The organism is Bacillus sp. J33 (assembly GCF_000518885.1).
GTDB lineage: Bacteria > Bacillota > Bacilli > Bacillales > Cytobacillaceae > Cytobacillus.
Genome location: NZ_JAEL01000070.1, coordinates 1 through 16,922, shown reverse-complemented (window position 1 = coordinate 16,922; position 16,922 = coordinate 1). Strand labels below are relative to the sequence as shown.

Annotated in this window: 16 protein-coding genes; 1 reads left to right on the top strand and 15 read right to left on the bottom strand. The window is 42.5% G+C overall.

What is annotated here, in order from left to right:
- Positions 1-165 precede the first annotated feature (165 nt).
- From alaS to L634_RS0118685, 13 genes are all read right to left on the bottom strand, one after another.
- Positions 166-2,799, bottom strand: a complete 2,634-nt coding sequence (gene alaS, locus L634_RS0118760) for an alanine--tRNA ligase (RefSeq protein ID WP_026583771.1) — start codon at positions 2,797-2,799, stop codon at positions 166-168.
- 395 nt (positions 2,800-3,194) lie between these two features.
- The gene (locus tag L634_RS0118755) at positions 3,195-4,277 is read right to left on the bottom strand and encodes an AI-2E family transporter (protein ID WP_026583770.1); all 1,083 of its coding nucleotides are present in this window, start codon (positions 4,275-4,277) and stop codon (positions 3,195-3,197) included.
- A 213-nt stretch (positions 4,278-4,490) separates the two neighbouring features.
- Positions 4,491-4,616, bottom strand: a complete 126-nt coding sequence (locus L634_RS32850) for a YrzQ family protein (RefSeq protein WP_269521618.1) — start codon at positions 4,614-4,616, stop codon at positions 4,491-4,493.
- Positions 4,617-4,649: 33 nt separating this feature from the next.
- Entirely contained in the window at positions 4,650-4,841 is a 192-nt protein-coding gene (locus L634_RS0118740; RefSeq protein ID WP_026583769.1) for a hypothetical protein, read from the bottom strand.
- A gap of 15 nt (positions 4,842-4,856) precedes the next feature.
- Positions 4,857-5,327 carry a PRC-barrel domain-containing protein gene (locus tag L634_RS0118735; protein WP_026583768.1) on the bottom strand — a complete coding sequence of 157 codons (471 nt, stop codon included), beginning with the start codon at positions 5,325-5,327 and terminating at the stop codon, positions 4,857-4,859.
- Between the two features lie 119 nt (positions 5,328-5,446).
- Positions 5,447-5,599 carry a hypothetical protein gene (locus tag L634_RS33925; protein WP_198029792.1) on the bottom strand — a complete coding sequence of 51 codons (153 nt, stop codon included), beginning with the start codon at positions 5,597-5,599 and terminating at the stop codon, positions 5,447-5,449.
- Positions 5,600-5,644: 45 nt separating this feature from the next.
- Positions 5,645-5,803, bottom strand: a complete 159-nt coding sequence (locus tag L634_RS33920; RefSeq protein ID WP_198029791.1) for a hypothetical protein — start codon at positions 5,801-5,803, stop codon at positions 5,645-5,647.
- Between the two features lie 203 nt (positions 5,804-6,006).
- Entirely contained in the window at positions 6,007-8,430 is a 2,424-nt protein-coding gene (recD2, locus tag L634_RS0118720; RefSeq protein ID WP_026583767.1) for an SF1B family DNA helicase RecD2, read from the bottom strand.
- 34 nt (positions 8,431-8,464) lie between these two features.
- Positions 8,465-9,124 carry a tetratricopeptide repeat protein gene (locus L634_RS0118715; RefSeq protein WP_026583766.1) on the bottom strand — a complete coding sequence of 220 codons (660 nt, stop codon included), beginning with the start codon at positions 9,122-9,124 and terminating at the stop codon, positions 8,465-8,467.
- Positions 9,125-9,505: 381 nt separating this feature from the next.
- Positions 9,506-10,621 (bottom strand): tRNA 2-thiouridine(34) synthase MnmA, encoded by a 1,116-nt coding sequence (gene mnmA / locus L634_RS0118705; protein ID WP_026583765.1) that lies wholly within the window; start codon positions 10,619-10,621, stop codon positions 9,506-9,508.
- 74 nt (positions 10,622-10,695) lie between these two features.
- Positions 10,696-11,838 carry a cysteine desulfurase family protein gene (locus tag L634_RS0118700; protein WP_026583764.1) on the bottom strand — a complete coding sequence of 381 codons (1,143 nt, stop codon included), beginning with the start codon at positions 11,836-11,838 and terminating at the stop codon, positions 10,696-10,698.
- A 332-nt stretch (positions 11,839-12,170) separates the two neighbouring features.
- Positions 12,171-12,590: a cysteine metabolism transcriptional regulator CymR gene (gene cymR / locus L634_RS0118690; protein WP_009333072.1), complete on the bottom strand. Its 420-nt coding sequence runs from the start codon at positions 12,588-12,590 to the stop codon at positions 12,171-12,173.
- Entirely contained in the window at positions 12,590-13,279 is a 690-nt protein-coding gene (locus L634_RS0118685; RefSeq protein ID WP_026583762.1) for a YczE/YyaS/YitT family protein, read from the bottom strand. The genes cymR and L634_RS0118685 overlap by 1 nt, the downstream gene beginning before the upstream one ends.
- A gap of 275 nt (positions 13,280-13,554) precedes the next feature.
- On the opposite strand from L634_RS0118685, the gene L634_RS0118680 reads away from it, so the two are divergent.
- On the top strand, positions 13,555-14,817 hold the full coding sequence (locus tag L634_RS0118680; RefSeq protein ID WP_198029793.1) for a replication-associated recombination protein A: 1,263 nt from the start codon (positions 13,555-13,557) through the stop codon (positions 14,815-14,817).
- Between the two features lie 49 nt (positions 14,818-14,866).
- Here the strand turns inward: L634_RS0118680 and L634_RS0118675 are convergent, their stop codons facing one another.
- Together L634_RS0118675 and L634_RS0118670 are read right to left on the bottom strand one after the other, a co-directional pair.
- The gene (locus L634_RS0118675) at positions 14,867-15,826 is read right to left on the bottom strand and encodes an ABC transporter permease (RefSeq protein ID WP_026583760.1); all 960 of its coding nucleotides are present in this window, start codon (positions 15,824-15,826) and stop codon (positions 14,867-14,869) included.
- Positions 15,819-16,745, bottom strand: coding sequence for an ABC transporter ATP-binding protein (locus L634_RS0118670; protein ID WP_026583759.1), 927 nt, complete (start codon positions 16,743-16,745; stop codon positions 15,819-15,821). Before L634_RS0118670 ends, L634_RS0118675 begins: the two co-directional genes overlap by 8 nt.
- Positions 16,746-16,922: the final 177 nt, after the last annotated feature.

Below are 16,922 nucleotides of genomic sequence, written 5' to 3'. Positions count from 1 at the left end.
CAGCTCTTCATAACGGTTTGGCCTGTTGAAGCTGCCTGAATATACAGAGCGATCAATATATGATCTTGTTCCTGACAGGAAAACATGGTGTAGAACAAGCTGCTTCTTCCTGATTATGAACAATCTCTCTTGGTTACCTACATTTTACACTACTTTTCCGGGATATCAAACGGATTTAACCCATTCTTCTACAAATTGTAGGGCAGTATCGAGTTTTTCTGGATCCTTTCCGCCAGCTTGCGCCATATCCGGACGGCCGCCGCCTCCTCCGCCGCATCGGGAAGCAACTTCTTTTACCGCCTTGCCGGCATGGAAGCCTTTTTTGATCAGATCTTCTGTTACCCCAGCAATAATATTCACTTTGCCCTCATTTACGCTGCCTAATACAACAACCGCTGACCCAAGTTTTTGCTTTAGATCATCAGCCATATTGCGAAGGTTATTCATATCTGCCGCCTGCACTTTTTCAGCTAGGACTGTAACACCATTTACCTCCTTGGCTTTTGAGACAAGGCTTCCTGCTTCAATGTTACCCAACTTTGCAGCTAATGATTCGTTCTCGCGCTGAAGCTGTTTCATTTCTCCCAGCAATACATCAATTCTTGAAGCCAAATCTTTTGGATTTGTTTTAAGCTTGCCTGCCGCTTCTTTTAAAATATGGATTTGGTCGTTCATCAGCTTGTAGGCAGCCTCGCCGGTCACTGCTTCAATTCTGCGTGTCCCTGCTCCTATCCCGCTTTCTGACTGAATCTTAAATAAGCCTATTGCCGCTGTATTCGAAACATGGCATCCGCCGCAAAGTTCAAGACTGTAGTCTCCAACCTGAACAACACGGACAATCTTACCGTATTTCTCTCCAAATAAAGCCATAGCCCCCATTGCCTTTGCTTCATCGATATCTTTAAAGTCAATATCTACTTCAAGGCTTTGCCAAATTTGTTCGTTTACGATAGATTCAACTTTTTCCAGTTCTTCTGCAGTAATCTGCCCGAAATGAGAGAAGTCAAAGCGGAGGCGGTCCGGTCCGACTAATGATCCTGCCTGATTTACATGGCTGCCCAATACATCTTTAAGGGCTTGGTGAAGCAAGTGAGTAGCTGTATGATTCTTAATTACTTTTGAACGGATTTGTTCATCTACGGAAGCAAATATGGCTGCATCCGTTTTTAATGTGCCTTCTTCAATTATTGCTCTATGAAGATTTTGTCCGTTTGGAGCTTTTTGAACGTCCTTTATGGCAACTTTAAGACCTTCTGCTTCAAGAATACCCTGGTCAGCAATCTGGCCGCCGCTTTCAGCGTAAAATGGCGTTACATTAAGAATCAGCTGAACTTCTTCCCCGGCCTGTGCTTCCTCGACCAGCTGCCCCTCTTTAACAATCGCTGCCACTTTCGCTTCGGTCTGCAATCTGTCATACCCTACGAACTTGCTCTCTGTTTTCAATTCTCCTAATACTCCGCCTTGAACCTGCATGGAATCTACATCCTGACGTGCAGAACGCGCGCGCTCACGCTGCCTTTCCATTTCTTTTTCAAAGCCATCATGATCGACCTTCATTCCTTCTTCTTCTGCATATTCCTCTGTCAGTTCAACTGGGAATCCATAAGTATCGTACAGACGGAAAACATCTTCCCCCTGAATGGTATCTTTGCCTTCTTCCTTTTCTTTTCTAATAACTGAAGAAAGAATAGCCAGCCCTTCATGTAGTGTTTCATGGAAACGTTCCTCTTCATTCTTGATTACCTTTTGAATGAATTCTGTTTTTTCTTTTACTTCCGGATAGTAGTCTTGCATGATTTCCCCTACAACCGGTACAAGTTCATACATGAACGGCTCGTTAATATTAATCTGTTTTGCATAGCGCACTGCGCGTCGAAGCAATCTCCGCAGTACATACCCCCTGCCTTCGTTTGAAGGAAGAGCACCATCTCCCACAGCAAAGCCAACCGTACGGATATGGTCGGCTATTACTTTAAAAGCAACATCCGTTTCTTTTGCTGCACCATATTTTTTGCCGGATATTTCTTCTGTTCCGCGGATGATCGGCATAAATAGATCTGTATCAAAGTTGGTTGGAACATTTTGAACGACTGATGCCATGCGTTCAAGTCCCATGCCTGTATCAATATTTTTCTTTGGAAGCGGAGTATACGTTCCATCGGGATTATGGTTGAACTCAGAAAATACAAGGTTCCAGACCTCTAAATAGCGCTCATTTTCCCCGCCAGGATATAATTCAGGATCTTCAGGATCATTGCCATATTCAGGGCCGCGGTCGTAGAAAATTTCTGTGTTCGGACCGCTTGGGCCTTCTCCAATATCCCAGAAGTTTCCTTCAAGGCGGATTATTCTTTCCTCCGGAACGCCAACTTTTTCGCGCCAGATTTTAAAAGCTTCATCATCTTCCGGATGAATGGTAACAGAAAGTTTTTCTTCCTCAAAGCCAATCCATTTTTCATCTGTAAGAAACTCCCATGCCCAAATAATGGCTTCTTCTTTAAAATAATCGCCAATTGAAAAATTCCCGAGCATTTCAAAGAAAGTATGGTGCCTTGCTGTCTTCCCGACATTTTCAATATCGTTGGTACGAATAGATTTTTGGGCATTTGTGATTCTTGGATTTTCAGGAATAACGCGCCCGTCAAAGTACTTTTTAAGAGTTGCTACCCCACTATTAATCCAAAGCAGGGAAGGGTCATCATGCGGAACAAGGGATGCACTTGGTTCAACAGCATGGCCCTTTTCCTTGAAAAAGTCTAAGAACATTCGGCGAATTTCTGCACCTGTTAATTGTTTCATTTTATCCAGCCTCCTAAATTATGTACTTGAATATGCCTTAAAAAGGCAACAAAAAAAGCCCTCATCCCTGGACAGGGACGAGAACTTACTCGCGGTACCACCCTGATTATGGAAATAAGCTATGTGCCACCTGGGCTATTAGCTTCTATTCCATCTCTCAGATCCTTAACGCGGATAAACGGCAGGGATTAGCTGCACTCGGGATTAGCTTTCTGTTATCCTTCATCTGGGAATCCTTTCAGCCTGGGAACTCCCTCTCTTATGTGGATTGAAACGATTGCCAATCCACGCAGATGGTCTATAACATACTCATTCCGTCTTCATGTTTACATGGTTTAAATTTAACTATATAGACGCATTATAGCGACTTTTCAGGAACCTTGTCAATACAGCCGTTAAGATCCCGTGAATTTTGGATCGGTCCTCTTTGAAAAATGCTTTTTGGCATGTATGAGAATTACTTTTAAGACTGCCAAAATGGGAACAGCAAAGATCAGCCCCCATATCCCTCCTGCCTCACCGCCTGCAAGCAAAGCCAGCATAATTAACAGAGGATGCATATGAAGGCTTTTTCCAACAATAAGAGGGGAAAGGATATTTCCTTCAATGAATTGTAGGACAATAATAATCACTACCGTAACGGCAACCATTTTAACGGATAAAGTGAAAGCAATGATGACAGCCGGTATAGCTCCAATAATAGGGCCGAAATATGGAATCACATTCGTAATTCCAATGATCAAGCCGAGCAAGAGAGGATAACGCATCCCGAAAACCCAAAAAAGGAAAAAGGAAATTGTGCCAATTGCGGCACATACTAAGAGCTGTCCTCTTATATAGCTTCCAAGCGATTTATCTATATCCCTTAAAAATAAGACTCCTTCCTTTCTCCATTTTCTGGGCGTCAAATACCAGGCAGCCTTTTTCATTATCGTAAAATCTTTCAGCAGATAGAACGAGATAAATGGGATGACAGCAATAATCACTGCATAGTTTAATACGTTCAACAAAGAATTAATAACACTTGTAAGCAGTATATCCAAGGCACCTTCCATTGCGATTATTCCTTCATCAATTCTGGACTGAAGGCCATCCGGCCATGTTGAAGTCTTTTGCTGTATGACATTGATCCATACCCGATACTGATCAGCAAACTGGGGAGCATTTTCTGCAAGGTCCCTCAATTGATGAATAAAAGCTGGTATTCCTTTATATAAAGCAATGCCAATGCCGCCAAAAAAGAAAAAGTAGATAATAAAAACCGCGATTCCTCTATGCATCCCTGTTTCATGAAGTTTCTCCACTACAGGGTGCAGGAGATATGTAATAAAAGCCGCAATAATAAAAGGAATGACGACTGCAAAAAGAATTTCCAGAACAGGCATCCATATAGCCTGAAGCTTTAAGAAAATAAAAATCACAATAAACAAAAGAAGCAGAAATCCAAGCCGGTAGTACCATCTCAATCGAATATCCAATAAAGTCCGCCTCCTTACTTTTATTGTGAGAGCTTCTTGCGGAATTATGCATGAAGCCATTTCATGAACAAAAGCGAAAAGCGCTTGAATAATGGAACGCCAGCTAAATGCTGAAAGCTTTTCACAAAGTTAATCACATGTTTGGATTTTAGAATTTCCAAAACATCAAAAAAGCTGGCCCTCGTCTTGGCAGAGGACCAGCCTAATTTCACTTTAGAACAAAGCTCTTGTTATTCTTTTTTGCATCCTTCTCATCTGCCGACCTGACATTAGGTTATTTTTTTGAGCGAAATTATAAGCAGCCATGCCTGCACCTATTAACATTGCAGAGGTTAACATTCTGTTCAATCGTCTCACCTCTTTCATCCAGATTCACGAAAGGTACCGGCGCTCGTCTTCTTCAAATAAATCATCAAGGGAGCTGAGTGTTCCATCTTCCTCAACTTGATGGGTATTAATAATTCCTTTGGACAATGAAAGTTCAATAAAGCAATTCCAGCAATAAAATTGGTTTATACCAATTTTCCCGATATCTTTGCTTTGGCAATTTGGACATTTTAGCATGGAAAAGACACCTCACTATTTTACATTGACAATGATGGCATCTTTTCCAATTGCAGGGGGTTCATCGGTTTTTATAACACGTTTTCCTTCCAGCACATCTGAAAAGAAGCCATCCGACAGTTCATACCCTACAATCGTCCCCAATTCCTCTGAAAAATATACATCCTCCAGCAATCCAAGCCTCTCGCCTTCTCTGCTCATTAACATCTTTCCTGTTAATCGATTATGGCTTTCAAATGTATATTCATCAATTTTAGGAATTGCTTTTAAAACAGAGGAATCTTCAATCATAACACCATCCCATCCAAACGAGGCTACATCCTCAATCCCAATCAGATAGTTTTTTTTCAGCAGGCCGCCCTTTCGCAGAAGCAGTCCTTTTACTTGACCATTGCCTGAAATGGATAAATCAAAAACATCGCCTATTTTATTGCCCGTTTTCACTTCCAAAACAGGCAGCCCTTTTAATAATGAAAATGTCCGCAAGGAATATCCCACCTTCCCGAACATTTATAGTTTTCTCTGTCCCTTTAGAAAACATGACGGAAAACCATTGCCATAGGAGCCAATAAGTTTTTTTGGCAGCCCGGTCCACTTGTGCTTATTTAACGCCTATTATATCTTGGTTTATTAAATCGCTCATTCCTTTCCCCACCGTCAGACAGTTCTTCGGAAAACTCAAATTCCTGCTGTTTTGGCTGTTTACGCTTTTTTACGCCATGAAGGTTGAGGAGAGAGCTTCTCGCTTTCTTTTCCACTAACATCATTTCTCCTTTGTATTAACATTTTATAACTTAACAGGACTACAATGTCCTTCTATTTCCAGGGCTCTTTTTTGCTTTTTCTGTATCACTCTGGTTAGCTGCTGCTTGTACAGTATCTTTTGATATAAGATTGGAAGCTGCCAGTTCTTCCGATGCCATATTATTATTCGGCGCGGCTTCTTCATTCCATTTGCCCATAAATACACCCCTTCGCCTGAATCATATATTAAGTCCCTGTCAAATTTTCCAGTAGTTTCCGGAGCAGGCACTTGCTTTCCGCGGGCGGTCTGACGCTCCCCGGTGCATTCGCACCTTCCGCTCCAACCTATAGGGTTCTAAAATCAACAAAAAGCTTTAATACAGCCTATATAAAAAGAACAGCCTTTTTAGACTGTTCCTTTTTAGCTATATTCTTTTTCCATAAAATCATACGGTGTTATATTTCCCATTCCGATCATTGGGTCAGCTTTGAGAAGCCTTTCCTCGAGTGTGAGTGTTTCAGACAATGGCAGATCAGCTACAGCCTCTTGAGTCCCTGCATCTGACGGGATCGCTTCTACGAGCTTTTCAGATAGAGTTGTGAGGCGTGCCTGTTCATCTGCCCTCTCAATTCCAATTTTTAATGCCTCTTCTTCCCCGCACAGAATTAAAAATTGCTTGCTGCGTGTAATAGCGGTATAAAGAAGATTTCTTCTTAACATCCGATAATAACTTTTCACAATCGGCAAAATCACAATCGGGAATTCACTCCCCTGTGATTTATGGACAGAGCAGCAATAAGCATGCGTGATTTGATTCAAGTCCTGCCTTGTGTAGGTAGCTTCCGCCCCGTCAAAGGAAACTACAACCATATCCTGCTTTTCCGTGTTTTCCTTTGCATAAAAGATTGAAACAATTTCACCCATATCCCCATTAAAAACATTATTCTCCGGCTGATTGACAAGCTGAAGAACTTTATCGCCAATCCGGTACTTAACATCACCGAAAGCCAGCTCTTTTCTGGTTCCATCGGGATTTGGGTTAAGGATTTCCTGCAATATTTCATTGAGCTTATCGATTCCTGCAGGACCTCTATACATCGGGGCAAGCACTTGAATATCTTTTGATGAATAGCCTTTTTTCTTGGCATTCAAAACCACTTTTTCTACAACATTGGCAATTTGGCCCGGATGGCATTTGATAAATGAACGGTCCGCCTGCTGCGCAGAGATATCCCCCGGAAGTTTGCCTTTCTTCATTTCATGGGCCAGCTCAATAATAGATGACCCTTCCGCCTGGCGATATATATCGGTTAACCGGACCGTTGGGATTCGTTCCGACCGTAGAAGGTCTTTGAGCACCTGGCCCGGTCCAACTGATGGAAGCTGATCTTCATCGCCTACCAGAATCACCTGCATATTTTCAGGCAACGCCTTAAACAGCTGATTTGCAAGCCATACATCCACCATGGAAGTTTCATCCACAATCAATATCTTGCCTTCCAAAGGACTTTCTTCGTGCCGGTCGAACCCCTCTGTCCCATTCCACCCCAGAAGACGGTGAATCGTTACAGCAGGCAATCCTGTTGACTCAGACATTCGTTTGGCAGCTCTTCCAGTTGGAGCTGCCAGCAAGAAGGGGAAAGGCTCTTCCTTTTTATAATCCTTTGGATCAAGCGAACAGCCATGCAGTTCAGCATAAAGTTCCACAATTCCTTTAATAACGGTTGTCTTACCTGTTCCAGGTCCTCCTGTAAGAATTAGCATAGGGGACATAAGGGCTGTTTGAATGGCATCTTTTTGGCTAGGTGCATATTGAACGCCAAGGCGCTCTTCCAGTTTTCCAAGGGCCAAAAGGAATTCGGACTCTGGAAACTGTTCATCATACTGTGTTTGCTTTAGAATGCGCTTAATATTGGTTACGAGTCCTTTTTCTGAAAAATAAAGAGATGGAAGGTATATTTTTTGGCCTTCTGCCATTATTTTGCCTTCTTCTTCAAGCTTAATCAGCTCATTGGAAATCTCTTTATATTCAATCTGGTCCCTTTTATTTTCTTCCAGCAGCTTTTTCACGCTTTGCAGAAGACCTTTAGCCTCTACATAAACATGTCCTGCTTGCATACTTTCCATCTCCAGTATATAAAGGCAGGCAGCTTTAATCCGGTCAGGGTGACTTCCTGAAATACCAATCTGGAAGCCAAGTTCATCGGCCCGGCCAAACCCCACTCCTTCAATATCCTCTACAAGTCTATATGGGTTGTTTTGTACCACTTCAATAGTTGCCTCTTTATAAACCTGATATATTCGCATGGAAAGCTGCGGGCCAAACCCATACTGGTTGAGAGCAATCATGGCCTGCTCTAGGCCCTGGTGTTCCATAAGCGTTTCATAAAGCATTTTTGCTTTATCCGGAGAAAGCTTTGGAACCTTATCAAGAAGGGAAGGTTTGTTAAGAATTCGGGAAATCGCATCTTCCCCAAGGGTCTCAACGATTTGTTCTGCAGTTTTCTTTCCGATGCCCTTAAATAGCTCACTAGATAAATAATTGGCTACACCTTGTTTGGTTTGGGGAAGATCTTTACGGTAATGACTTGCGTGAAACTGGACGCCGAATTTTGGGTGTTCCTTGAATTCTCCGTAGAAAATATAGGTTTCATGTTCATGCATCTTGGGGAGATAGCCAGTAATGACTGCCTCTTTCTCATCATAAGAATCATTCGTTTCATCCACCCGAATGCGCAAAACCGTATATAAATTTTGCTCATTATGAAAAATGGTGACAAGATGCCTGCCTTTTATAAATTTTCCCTGTTCGGCAAAAAGATCCATGGAGTCCTGTTTTTCCATCGTATTCCCCTCCCCTTATACAATGATCTTACTTCTATTCGGCATCGCCTTTTTCAATGAGCTTTTTCTCATATCCAGCCAGGATATGGTCAGGCTGAATCTCAAGTGCCTTATTAAAGTAAGCCAGAGCTTCTTCTTCCTGCTCCTTAAAACCAAAAGCTACACCCAGGTTATAAAAGGCATCTGCATGCTCAGGTTCAATTTCAATGCATTTTTTCATTTGCACGATTGCTTCATCAATATAATTTAACTGAGCAAGACAGAGGCCGTACTGGAAATGTGCTTCTGCATCATTTTCATTCAATTCTGCACTGCGCTGCAAATAAGGCAAGGCGAGTTTCCCCTGATCAAGTGCCGCAAGTGTCATGCCGAGCATAAAAAAGTTATCCCCGGTTTCCAGTCCTTTCTTCATAGCTGTTTCAAACATTTTTTTTGCCTCATCAAATTGCTGCATTTCATAATATAAGTTTCCTGCACTATAATAAGCAGCCCCGGCATTCTCATCAAGGCCGATAGCTTTTTCATAAAACTTTAGCGCTTTTTCATTTTCTCCTACAGCGGATAACACATTTCCAAAATTAATATAGGACACCGGATTTGAAGGATCTTCTTCGATCGCTTCCATAAAAGTCTTCGCTGCTTCTTCCCATTTTCCTTCTTGCATATATTGAATACCCATTTGGTTTTTATCCATTATCAATCACTCCATTCAAATGAAAGTATAGCATATTTTAGGCCGTGCTTTTTAAAGCGATTATTCCTTCAGGTTTTTGAAAGGCCTGAAAAACTTGCCGATTAATTTCCTTTCCCGGCACTCAGCGGCGTACGGGCAGACAGACGCTCCTCGGCACATTCACGCCTGCGGGTCTCCCTTTGACATGCTCCTCCCGCAGGACATTGAATAAGCAGCCTTGAATAATCTCCGCACCAAGGAAATAACGGCAGCATTTTCAATGAGCTACCGCCTTCAACTTCAATTAACAGGGAGCACAAAACAACAATAAACTAAAACATCTATGCAAAAATAATGCCCCGACTCTTTTATCAAAAAGAATCGGGGCATTTTAAGCCATGCTTATCCAACATAATCCAGGCGTTTTCCATCCTTGAATATTTCATCAATTGTACCTCCGCCAAGACAGTCGTCCCCATCATAAAAGACAACAGCTTGTCCAGGTGTGACAGCACGGATTGGTTCGTCAAAAACCACACGAACTTTGCCGTCCCCAAGGATTTCAACTTTTACCTTGCTGTCAGCCTGGCGGTATCTGAATTTCGCGGTGCATTCAAATGTTTGAGGTTTTTCCACATTCGATACCCAGCTCGTGTTAACAGCAATAATGGAATCAGAGTAAAGCTTTTCATTATGGAAGCCTTGTCCCACATATAAAACATTCCGCTTTAAATCTTTGCCGATTGCAAACCACGGTTCACCCGCTCCGCCAATGCCAAGGCCATGCCGCTGACCAATTGTATAGTACATTAAGCCATCATGTTTGCCGACCACTTTTCCGTCCATCGTTTCCATATTGCCAGGCTGGGCAGGCAAATAATTTCCAAGGAATTCTTTGAAATTCCGCTCGCCAATAAAGCAAATTCCGGTACTGTCTTTCTTTGTTGCTGTTGCCAAGCCAGCTTCTTTAGCCAATTCACGTACTTTTGACTTTTCAATTTCACCGATTGGAAACATGACTTTTTCAAGCTGTTCCTGTGTTAGCTGATTCAGGAAATAAGTTTGGTCTTTGTTTTCATCAAGGCCTCTAAGCATCTTATGCTCACCCTCCCTGTATTCAACACGGGCATAATGCCCGGTAGCCAAATAATCAGCGCCAAGGTTCATGGCATGCTCAAGGAATGCCTTAAATTTTATTTCTTTATTGCACATTACATCCGGATTTGGTGTTCTTCCTGCCTTATATTCCTCAAGGAAGTAAGTAAACACTTTATCCCAATATTGTTTTTCAAAGTTTACTGCATAATAGGGAATTCCGATCTGGTTGCAGACGCGAATTACATCATTATAATCTTCTGTAGCCGTACAAACCCCATTTTCGTCCGTATCATCCCAGTTTTTCATAAAAATGCCGATTACATCATAACCCTGTTCCTTCAATAGAAGGGCTGCAACAGAGGAATCTACACCACCGGACATTCCCACTACCACTCGGGTCTCCTTTGGTTCTTTTTTCATCTATATTCACCTCAATTCCTTAAGAAAACACACCTTTTATATAATTAAGGATGCATTTTTTTCCTACCAGCTTATTATTTAGCCAGCCTCTTCACAATTTTGGCTGTTTCACCTGCAGCTATTTCGACTTGCTCTCTTGTATTAAAAAGCCCGAAGCTAAATCGGATGGAGTTTTGCAGCTTAGCTGATTTTTTCCCAAACATGCTGACAAGCACATGAGAAGGGTCAATGGATCCTGCAGTACATGCCGACCCGCTTGAAGCGGCTATTCCCGCTAAGTCAAGATTTACAAGCATAGCTTCTACATTTGTTCCGGGGAAGCTTAAGTTTAGTACATGCGGCAGGGAATAATCAAGAGATCCGTTCTGTTCAAATTCAACGTTTTCCTGCTTAAGCTTGGCCATAAAAAGAGTTTTGAAGGCTTTGTATTCATTCCGCTTATGTGCCATCTCCTGCCCGGAAATCTGTACGGCCTTCTGGAAGCCAGCGATAGAAGGAACATTTTCTGTTCCCGCCCGTCGCTTCCGTTCCTGTTCTCCGCCATACAGCCTTGCCGATAGTTTCACGTTCGGATGGGCATATAAAAAGCCAATGCCTTTTGGGCCATTTATTTTATGAGCTGAGACAGACAGCAAGTCGACACCTAATTCAGTTACATCCATTTCTTCAAGGCCGTATGCCTGAACTGCATCAGTATGGAATATGGCAGAATGTCCAGAAATCAGCTGTCCAATTTCCCTAATAGGCTGTAATGTGCCGATTTCATTGTTCCCGTACATGATTGTCACAAGAATGGTATCATCCCTCAATGCTTTAGATACATCCTCAATCGATACACGTCCATCCTGATCAACAGGCAAATACGTTATTTCATAGCCTTGTTTTTCAAGCAGCTCACATGCATGCAAAACTGCATGGTGTTCAATTTGGGTAGTAATAATATGCTTGCCATTCTCACGGTATCCTTCTGCTACCCCAAATATCGCATGGTTATCGGCTTCAGTTCCGCCGCTCGTAAAAATAATATCATTCGCATTCGCACCAATGCTTTTCGCTAAAGCTGCACGTGCTTCATCAATGATATGCCGGGCACTGCGTCCAAAGAAATGGATGCTTGACGGGTTTCCAAATTCTGTCTTCATAACCTCTGTCATCCGATCAATTACATCGGGATGCATAGGGGAGGTTGCTGCATGGTCAAGATAAATTCGTTCCAATCTATTTCACCTACTTATTTTGTCCTGCTACTTGCATTTTCCCTATAAATATAGGAATTATTCTTGCTAACAGCTTCAATTTAGTAAAAAGACTTTTTTTAAACTTGCCTGATCAATTCCTCACCAAGGACACAATTTCAGCGGACGCCTGTCACTCCTCTGCGCTGGTTAACTCCTGCTGGGGCCCCTTTGACATGCCCTTCAGCTGGACGCTGAAAAAGGATCTTGAATTCACACTGCTCAAAGGGAGTACTAATTCATTTTTGAGGATACTCTCTTTTTGCTCAGACCAACAGGATACCAAAATATCAGCCATGCTTTTTAACACACCATTAAATATAAAACATATAAGCATCCGATTCGCCTGTATCTGTATGGCTGGCGAGGTCTTCAAGTGTAGTGTTATCCAGCACATCTTTTACTGCATCGCGGATTCTCATCCAAAGTTCTCTCTTTGCGGGCTCTTCATCTTCAATGCCTTCCACCGGACTGATCGGCCCTTCCAGAACCCTGATAATATCACCGGCTGTTATTTTTGTTGGTTCCTTTCCTAAAATATAGCCGCCATAAGCACCGCGAATGCTTTTAACAAGTCCTGCGTTGCGGAGCGGAGCAATAAGCTGCTCCAGATAATGCTCCGATAAGTCATTTGTTTGGGCAATCGATTTTAAGGAGGTAGGACCCTCACCATGTTTTTTTGCTAATTCAATCATAATGGTTAACCCATAACGGCCTTTAGTAGATATTTTCATCAACTGGCACCTCTATTCTTTTCTTTCAGCATTTGTTTCATATAAATATCTCTTTCACCTTTAAGCTTTGCCAAAAATCTGCTGGTTAAAGCCTGGCATTGCGGCAAAGCGACCCCTACAATCGGGCCGACTGCCAAACTGAGCACAACGGTTCCCCAAAACACAGGTCCGCCCAGCTTCCATCCAATCACTAATACGATAACCTCCATTAAGCCTCTTACATTCCTGACCTTCCAGCCGGTTTTTGCTGTTAAAGCAATCATCAGGCTGTCGCGCGGTCCTGCTCCAAGCTGAGCTGAGATATACAGTCCCATGCCATAGCAGTAAATAACAATCCCCGCCGCAAACATGGCCATTTTTCCGCCAAGCGCATTCGGTGTCTGCATGAATGGCAAAATCAAATACATGTCGATAAAAAGTCCAATGAGCACCATATTCAAAAAAGCCCCAAACTGCGGGAACTCCCTGGATATCAATGCTGCAGCTGCTAATATAAATATCCCAACAATGATGGACCAGGTTCCGATTGTCAGGCCAAGCCGGTAATACAATCCGACATGGAGAACATCCCAGGGGGTAGGCCCTAAATCAGCTACAATTAATAAAACTATTCCAAGGCTCATAACAAGGAGCCCGGTTAAATACACTAGAAACCTTGGGCCAATCTGCCCTTTATTCTTTAACATCATGTGATTACGCTCCCCGCTGGACAGGCAGTAATTAATTTTTATTAATCCTTAGTAAAGTTATAGACTTTTGACATTATAGCATATTTTAGGAGGAAAAGGTGGGGAGGGGTTCCAAATAGGCCTTCCTGCAAGCCCAGATACCATATTCATTTTGCAAGGAGGTTTGTTATGGTATCTTATTAAATATGTGTATCGTTCTCTGGCATAAGAGCCTGAGAATATATAGAATGAATAAGGTCAAAAGCCTGTAAAAGGTTGGGGTGATTTTTTTGAGCATTAAACCTCTCGCTTTTCGGATGCGTCCCAGAACGATAGACGAAATCATCGGCCAGGAGCATCTTGTTTCAGAAGGGAAAATTATATATCGGATGGTACAGGCTAAACAGCTATCATCCATGATTCTTTACGGTCCGCCTGGAATAGGCAAAACTTCGATTGCAAGCGCAATAGCAGGCAGCACTAAATATGCTTTTCGCACTCTGAACGCGGTTACCAATAATAAAAAGGATATGGAAGTTGTGGCAGCAGAGGCCAAAATGTCCGGAAAGGTTATATTGCTGCTTGATGAGGTCCACAGATTGGATAAAGGAAAACAGGATTTCCTGCTTCCCTATCTTGAAAATGGAAGCATCACGCTAATCGGTGCAACAACAAGCAATCCATATCATGCTATTAACCCCGCTATTAGAAGCCGCTGCCAAATTTTCGAACTGAAGCCGTTATCAGTTGAACATATCAAAGAAGCGCTGACTAGAGCTTTAAAGGATCATGAGCGGGGGCTGGGCAATAAAGAAACAGACGTTTCTGATGAAGCACTCACCCATCTGGCAACTGCTTCAAATGGCGATGTCAGAAGCTCGCTAAACGCACTGGAGCTCGCTGTCTTATCAACAAGCGCAGATGAAGACGGCGTTGTCAGGATTGATTTGTCTGTTGCAGAGGAGTGCATCCAGCGCAAAAGCTTTACACATGATAAAGATGGTGATGCGCATTATGATGTTTTATCTGGATTTCAAAAATCAATACGGGGAAGCGATGTAAATGCCGCCCTTCATTATTTAGGCAGACTGATTGAAGCGGGAGACCTTCAGAGCATTTGCAGACGCCTCCTGGTTATTGCCTATGAAGATATCGGACTGGCCTCTCCCCAAGCCGGTGCCAGAACACTCGCAGCCATCGAGACTGCAGAAAGGATTGGATTTCCGGAAGCAAGGATTCCACTTGCCAATGCCGTGATTGAACTTTGCCTTTCCCCAAAATCCAATTCTGCCTATAAAGCCTTGGATGCTGCTATTGCCGATATCCGGGCAGGCAAAAGCGGGGAAGTTCCTGATCACCTTAAGGATGCACACTATAAAGGTGCAAAAGATCTAGGAAGAGGCATTGACTATCTTTATCCTCATGACTATGAATCCGGCTGGGTCAAGCAGCAATACCTCCCTGATCGAATAAAAAACAAGGTATATTATCAGCCTAAGAAAACAGGGAAGTTTGAACAGGCTTTAGCTGCGGTTTATGATAAGCTTTTAAAATCGTAAAAGATATGGCTTAAGCCATACCTTTTACGATTTTTTATATCCTTTTCTCCTACGCAGCAACATCCCTTTTTCTAAATACATAAAAAGCAAGCACCTGAAATATCATGAAATAAATAAAGATCATTATAACCGAGAATCCAAGTGTCATGCCCTGAATCACCGGGATCCCCTCAAAGTACTGCAATAGATCAGTGTTGGCAAATAGGCTGTATTTAGCCCAGTCATATTTCATCGCAATTAGCCTTGTAACCTGTCCGCCCATAAACATGAGAAACAAGGAAAGTCCAATTGCCAGAGAACTATTTCTAAAAACCGCGGAAATCATGAAAGCCATAGTTGCAAGCATAAGCATATGAATTGATTCTAGACCATAGTAAAAAATCAGATGAAGACCCATGCTTTGTTCTATAACGGTACCATTGTAATAGTATAAATAAGGGACAGCTTCATCCGGAAATCCAAAAAGGACGGCTCCCAGGAATGCTGAATAGGCAAAGAGGATGAACAGCATCAGGAAACCGAAAAGAACAACTGTGATATATTTTGCAGCCAAGATTTTTTCTCTTTTGATTGGCCTAATCAATAATAGCTTTATGGTTCCCCAGTTAAATTCACTTGCAACGATGCCGCCTGCAATAATGATTGTAAACAAACCGGCAAATTCAATCAGCTGAGATGTATCTGAAACAAATCCCCATATAGAATATTCCTGGTTCGGTGAAATGTCGTTATCTATCCTATATGTATTAAGCGCAATCTCTCTTTGGTATTGTTCCTGTATTTCTCTTGGAGCCATCTCCCCCATTTCATTAAGCTGCCTTTGATAGCTTTCATTTTGCGTTTGCAGCCCTCTTTTCCATTCAGCATTATCAGGGACTGTTCCCCCGCTTTCCTGATATTTAATAAAAGCGCCAGCAACGGATGTCATGATTAACAGCATTCCCAGCATGACATAAGTGCCTGGGCGCCTGAAAATTTTCATCCATTCATTCTGAATTAATCTAAGCATTGCCGTCATCCTCCATGTACTTTGTAATTTCCAGGAAACGGTCCTCCAATGTTTTTGTTACTTCACGCACGGCAAATATCTTTATGCCCGCTTGGACGAACTTTGTAATGATGTCTGGTATATCGTTACGGACAAGCGGGAGAACCACACTATTTTCAGTCAGCTGAATAGGCAGTCCAGGCTGCGCCTCTTTTAATAAAGTGTTTGCTTTATCAGGATCATTCACTTCAATTTCATAGACTTTTTCTTTTCCCTGTACAAAATCACTGATATGCTGGACATCTATCAGCTTTCCATTTTGAATAATGCCAATCCGGTCACACATCATTTCCATCTCGGATAATAAATGGCTTGAGACAATAACGGCCATTTCTTTCTCCCTTGCCAGCATTCTAAGGTGATCCCGAATCTCTCTAATCCCAGCTGGGTCAAGCCCATTAGTAGGTTCATCCAATATAAGAATTTTAGGATCATGCAATAAACACTGTGCCAGTCCCAGCCTCTGTCTCATGCCTAGAGAATAAGTCCTTACCTTATCATGTATCCGATCTGTCAGGCCCACCAGCTCCACTGTTTCATCAATCTTCTCCTTTGTTACGCCTTTGGACATTCGTGCATAATGAACAAGGTTTTGATAACCGGACAAAAACTTATACATCTCTGGATTTTCAACAATAGCGCCAATATGGGAAATCGCTTTTTCAAAATCCGTTCTGATGCTGCTCCCCAGAATTTTTATATCTCCTGAGGTGATGCCAATCAACCCAACCAGCATTCGGATAGTGGTGGTTTTGCCTGCGCCATTTGGACCCAGGAATCCAAATACTTCACCTTTTCTTACCTCAAAGCTGACAGAATCAATAATGGTCTTGCCGCTTATAACCTTTGTTACGTCCTGTATTTCCACAAGAGTATCCATTTGTGTACTCCTTTCTCATTTAAGGCATGGCTGCTTTTCATTTCCTCTTAAAATAAAGGCTCTGTTAAATTTGCCTGTTGATTTCCGCTCCAGGCACTCGCTTTCCGCGGGCGGTCCGACGCTCCTCGGTGCATTCGCACCTGCGGGGTCTCCCGCTGACACGCTTCTCCCGCAGGA

Excerpts from the sequence above, each read along its gene's own strand:
- mnmA (WP_026583765.1), bottom strand. The coding sequence starts at position 10,621 with ATGAAAAAAGAACCAAAGGAGACCCGAGTGGTAGTGGGAATGTCCGGT.
- L634_RS0118670 (WP_026583759.1), bottom strand. The coding sequence starts at position 16,745 with ATGGATACTCTTGTGGAAATACAGGACGTAACAAAGGTTATAAGCGGC.
- L634_RS0118675 (WP_026583760.1), bottom strand. The coding sequence starts at position 15,826 with ATGCTTAGATTAATTCAGAATGAATGGATGAAAATTTTCAGGCGCCCA.
- L634_RS0118740 (WP_026583769.1), bottom strand. The coding sequence starts at position 4,841 with ATGCTAAAATGTCCAAATTGCCAAAGCAAAGATATCGGGAAAATTGGT.
- L634_RS33920 (WP_198029791.1), bottom strand. The coding sequence starts at position 5,803 with ATGGGCAAATGGAATGAAGAAGCCGCGCCGAATAATAATATGGCATCG.
- cymR (WP_009333072.1), bottom strand. The coding sequence starts at position 12,590 with ATGAAAATATCTACTAAAGGCCGTTATGGGTTAACCATTATGATTGAA.
- recD2 (WP_026583767.1), bottom strand. The coding sequence starts at position 8,430 with ATGGAAAAACAGGACTCCATGGATCTTTTTGCCGAACAGGGAAAATTT.
- L634_RS32850 (WP_269521618.1), bottom strand. The coding sequence starts at position 4,616 with ATGTTAACCTCTGCAATGTTAATAGGTGCAGGCATGGCTGCTTATAAT.
- L634_RS0118685 (WP_026583762.1), bottom strand. The coding sequence starts at position 13,279 with ATGATGTTAAAGAATAAAGGGCAGATTGGCCCAAGGTTTCTAGTGTAT.
- alaS (WP_026583771.1), bottom strand. The coding sequence starts at position 2,799 with ATGAAACAATTAACAGGTGCAGAAATTCGCCGAATGTTCTTAGACTTT.
- L634_RS0118715 (WP_026583766.1), bottom strand. The coding sequence starts at position 9,124 with ATGGATAAAAACCAAATGGGTATTCAATATATGCAAGAAGGAAAATGG.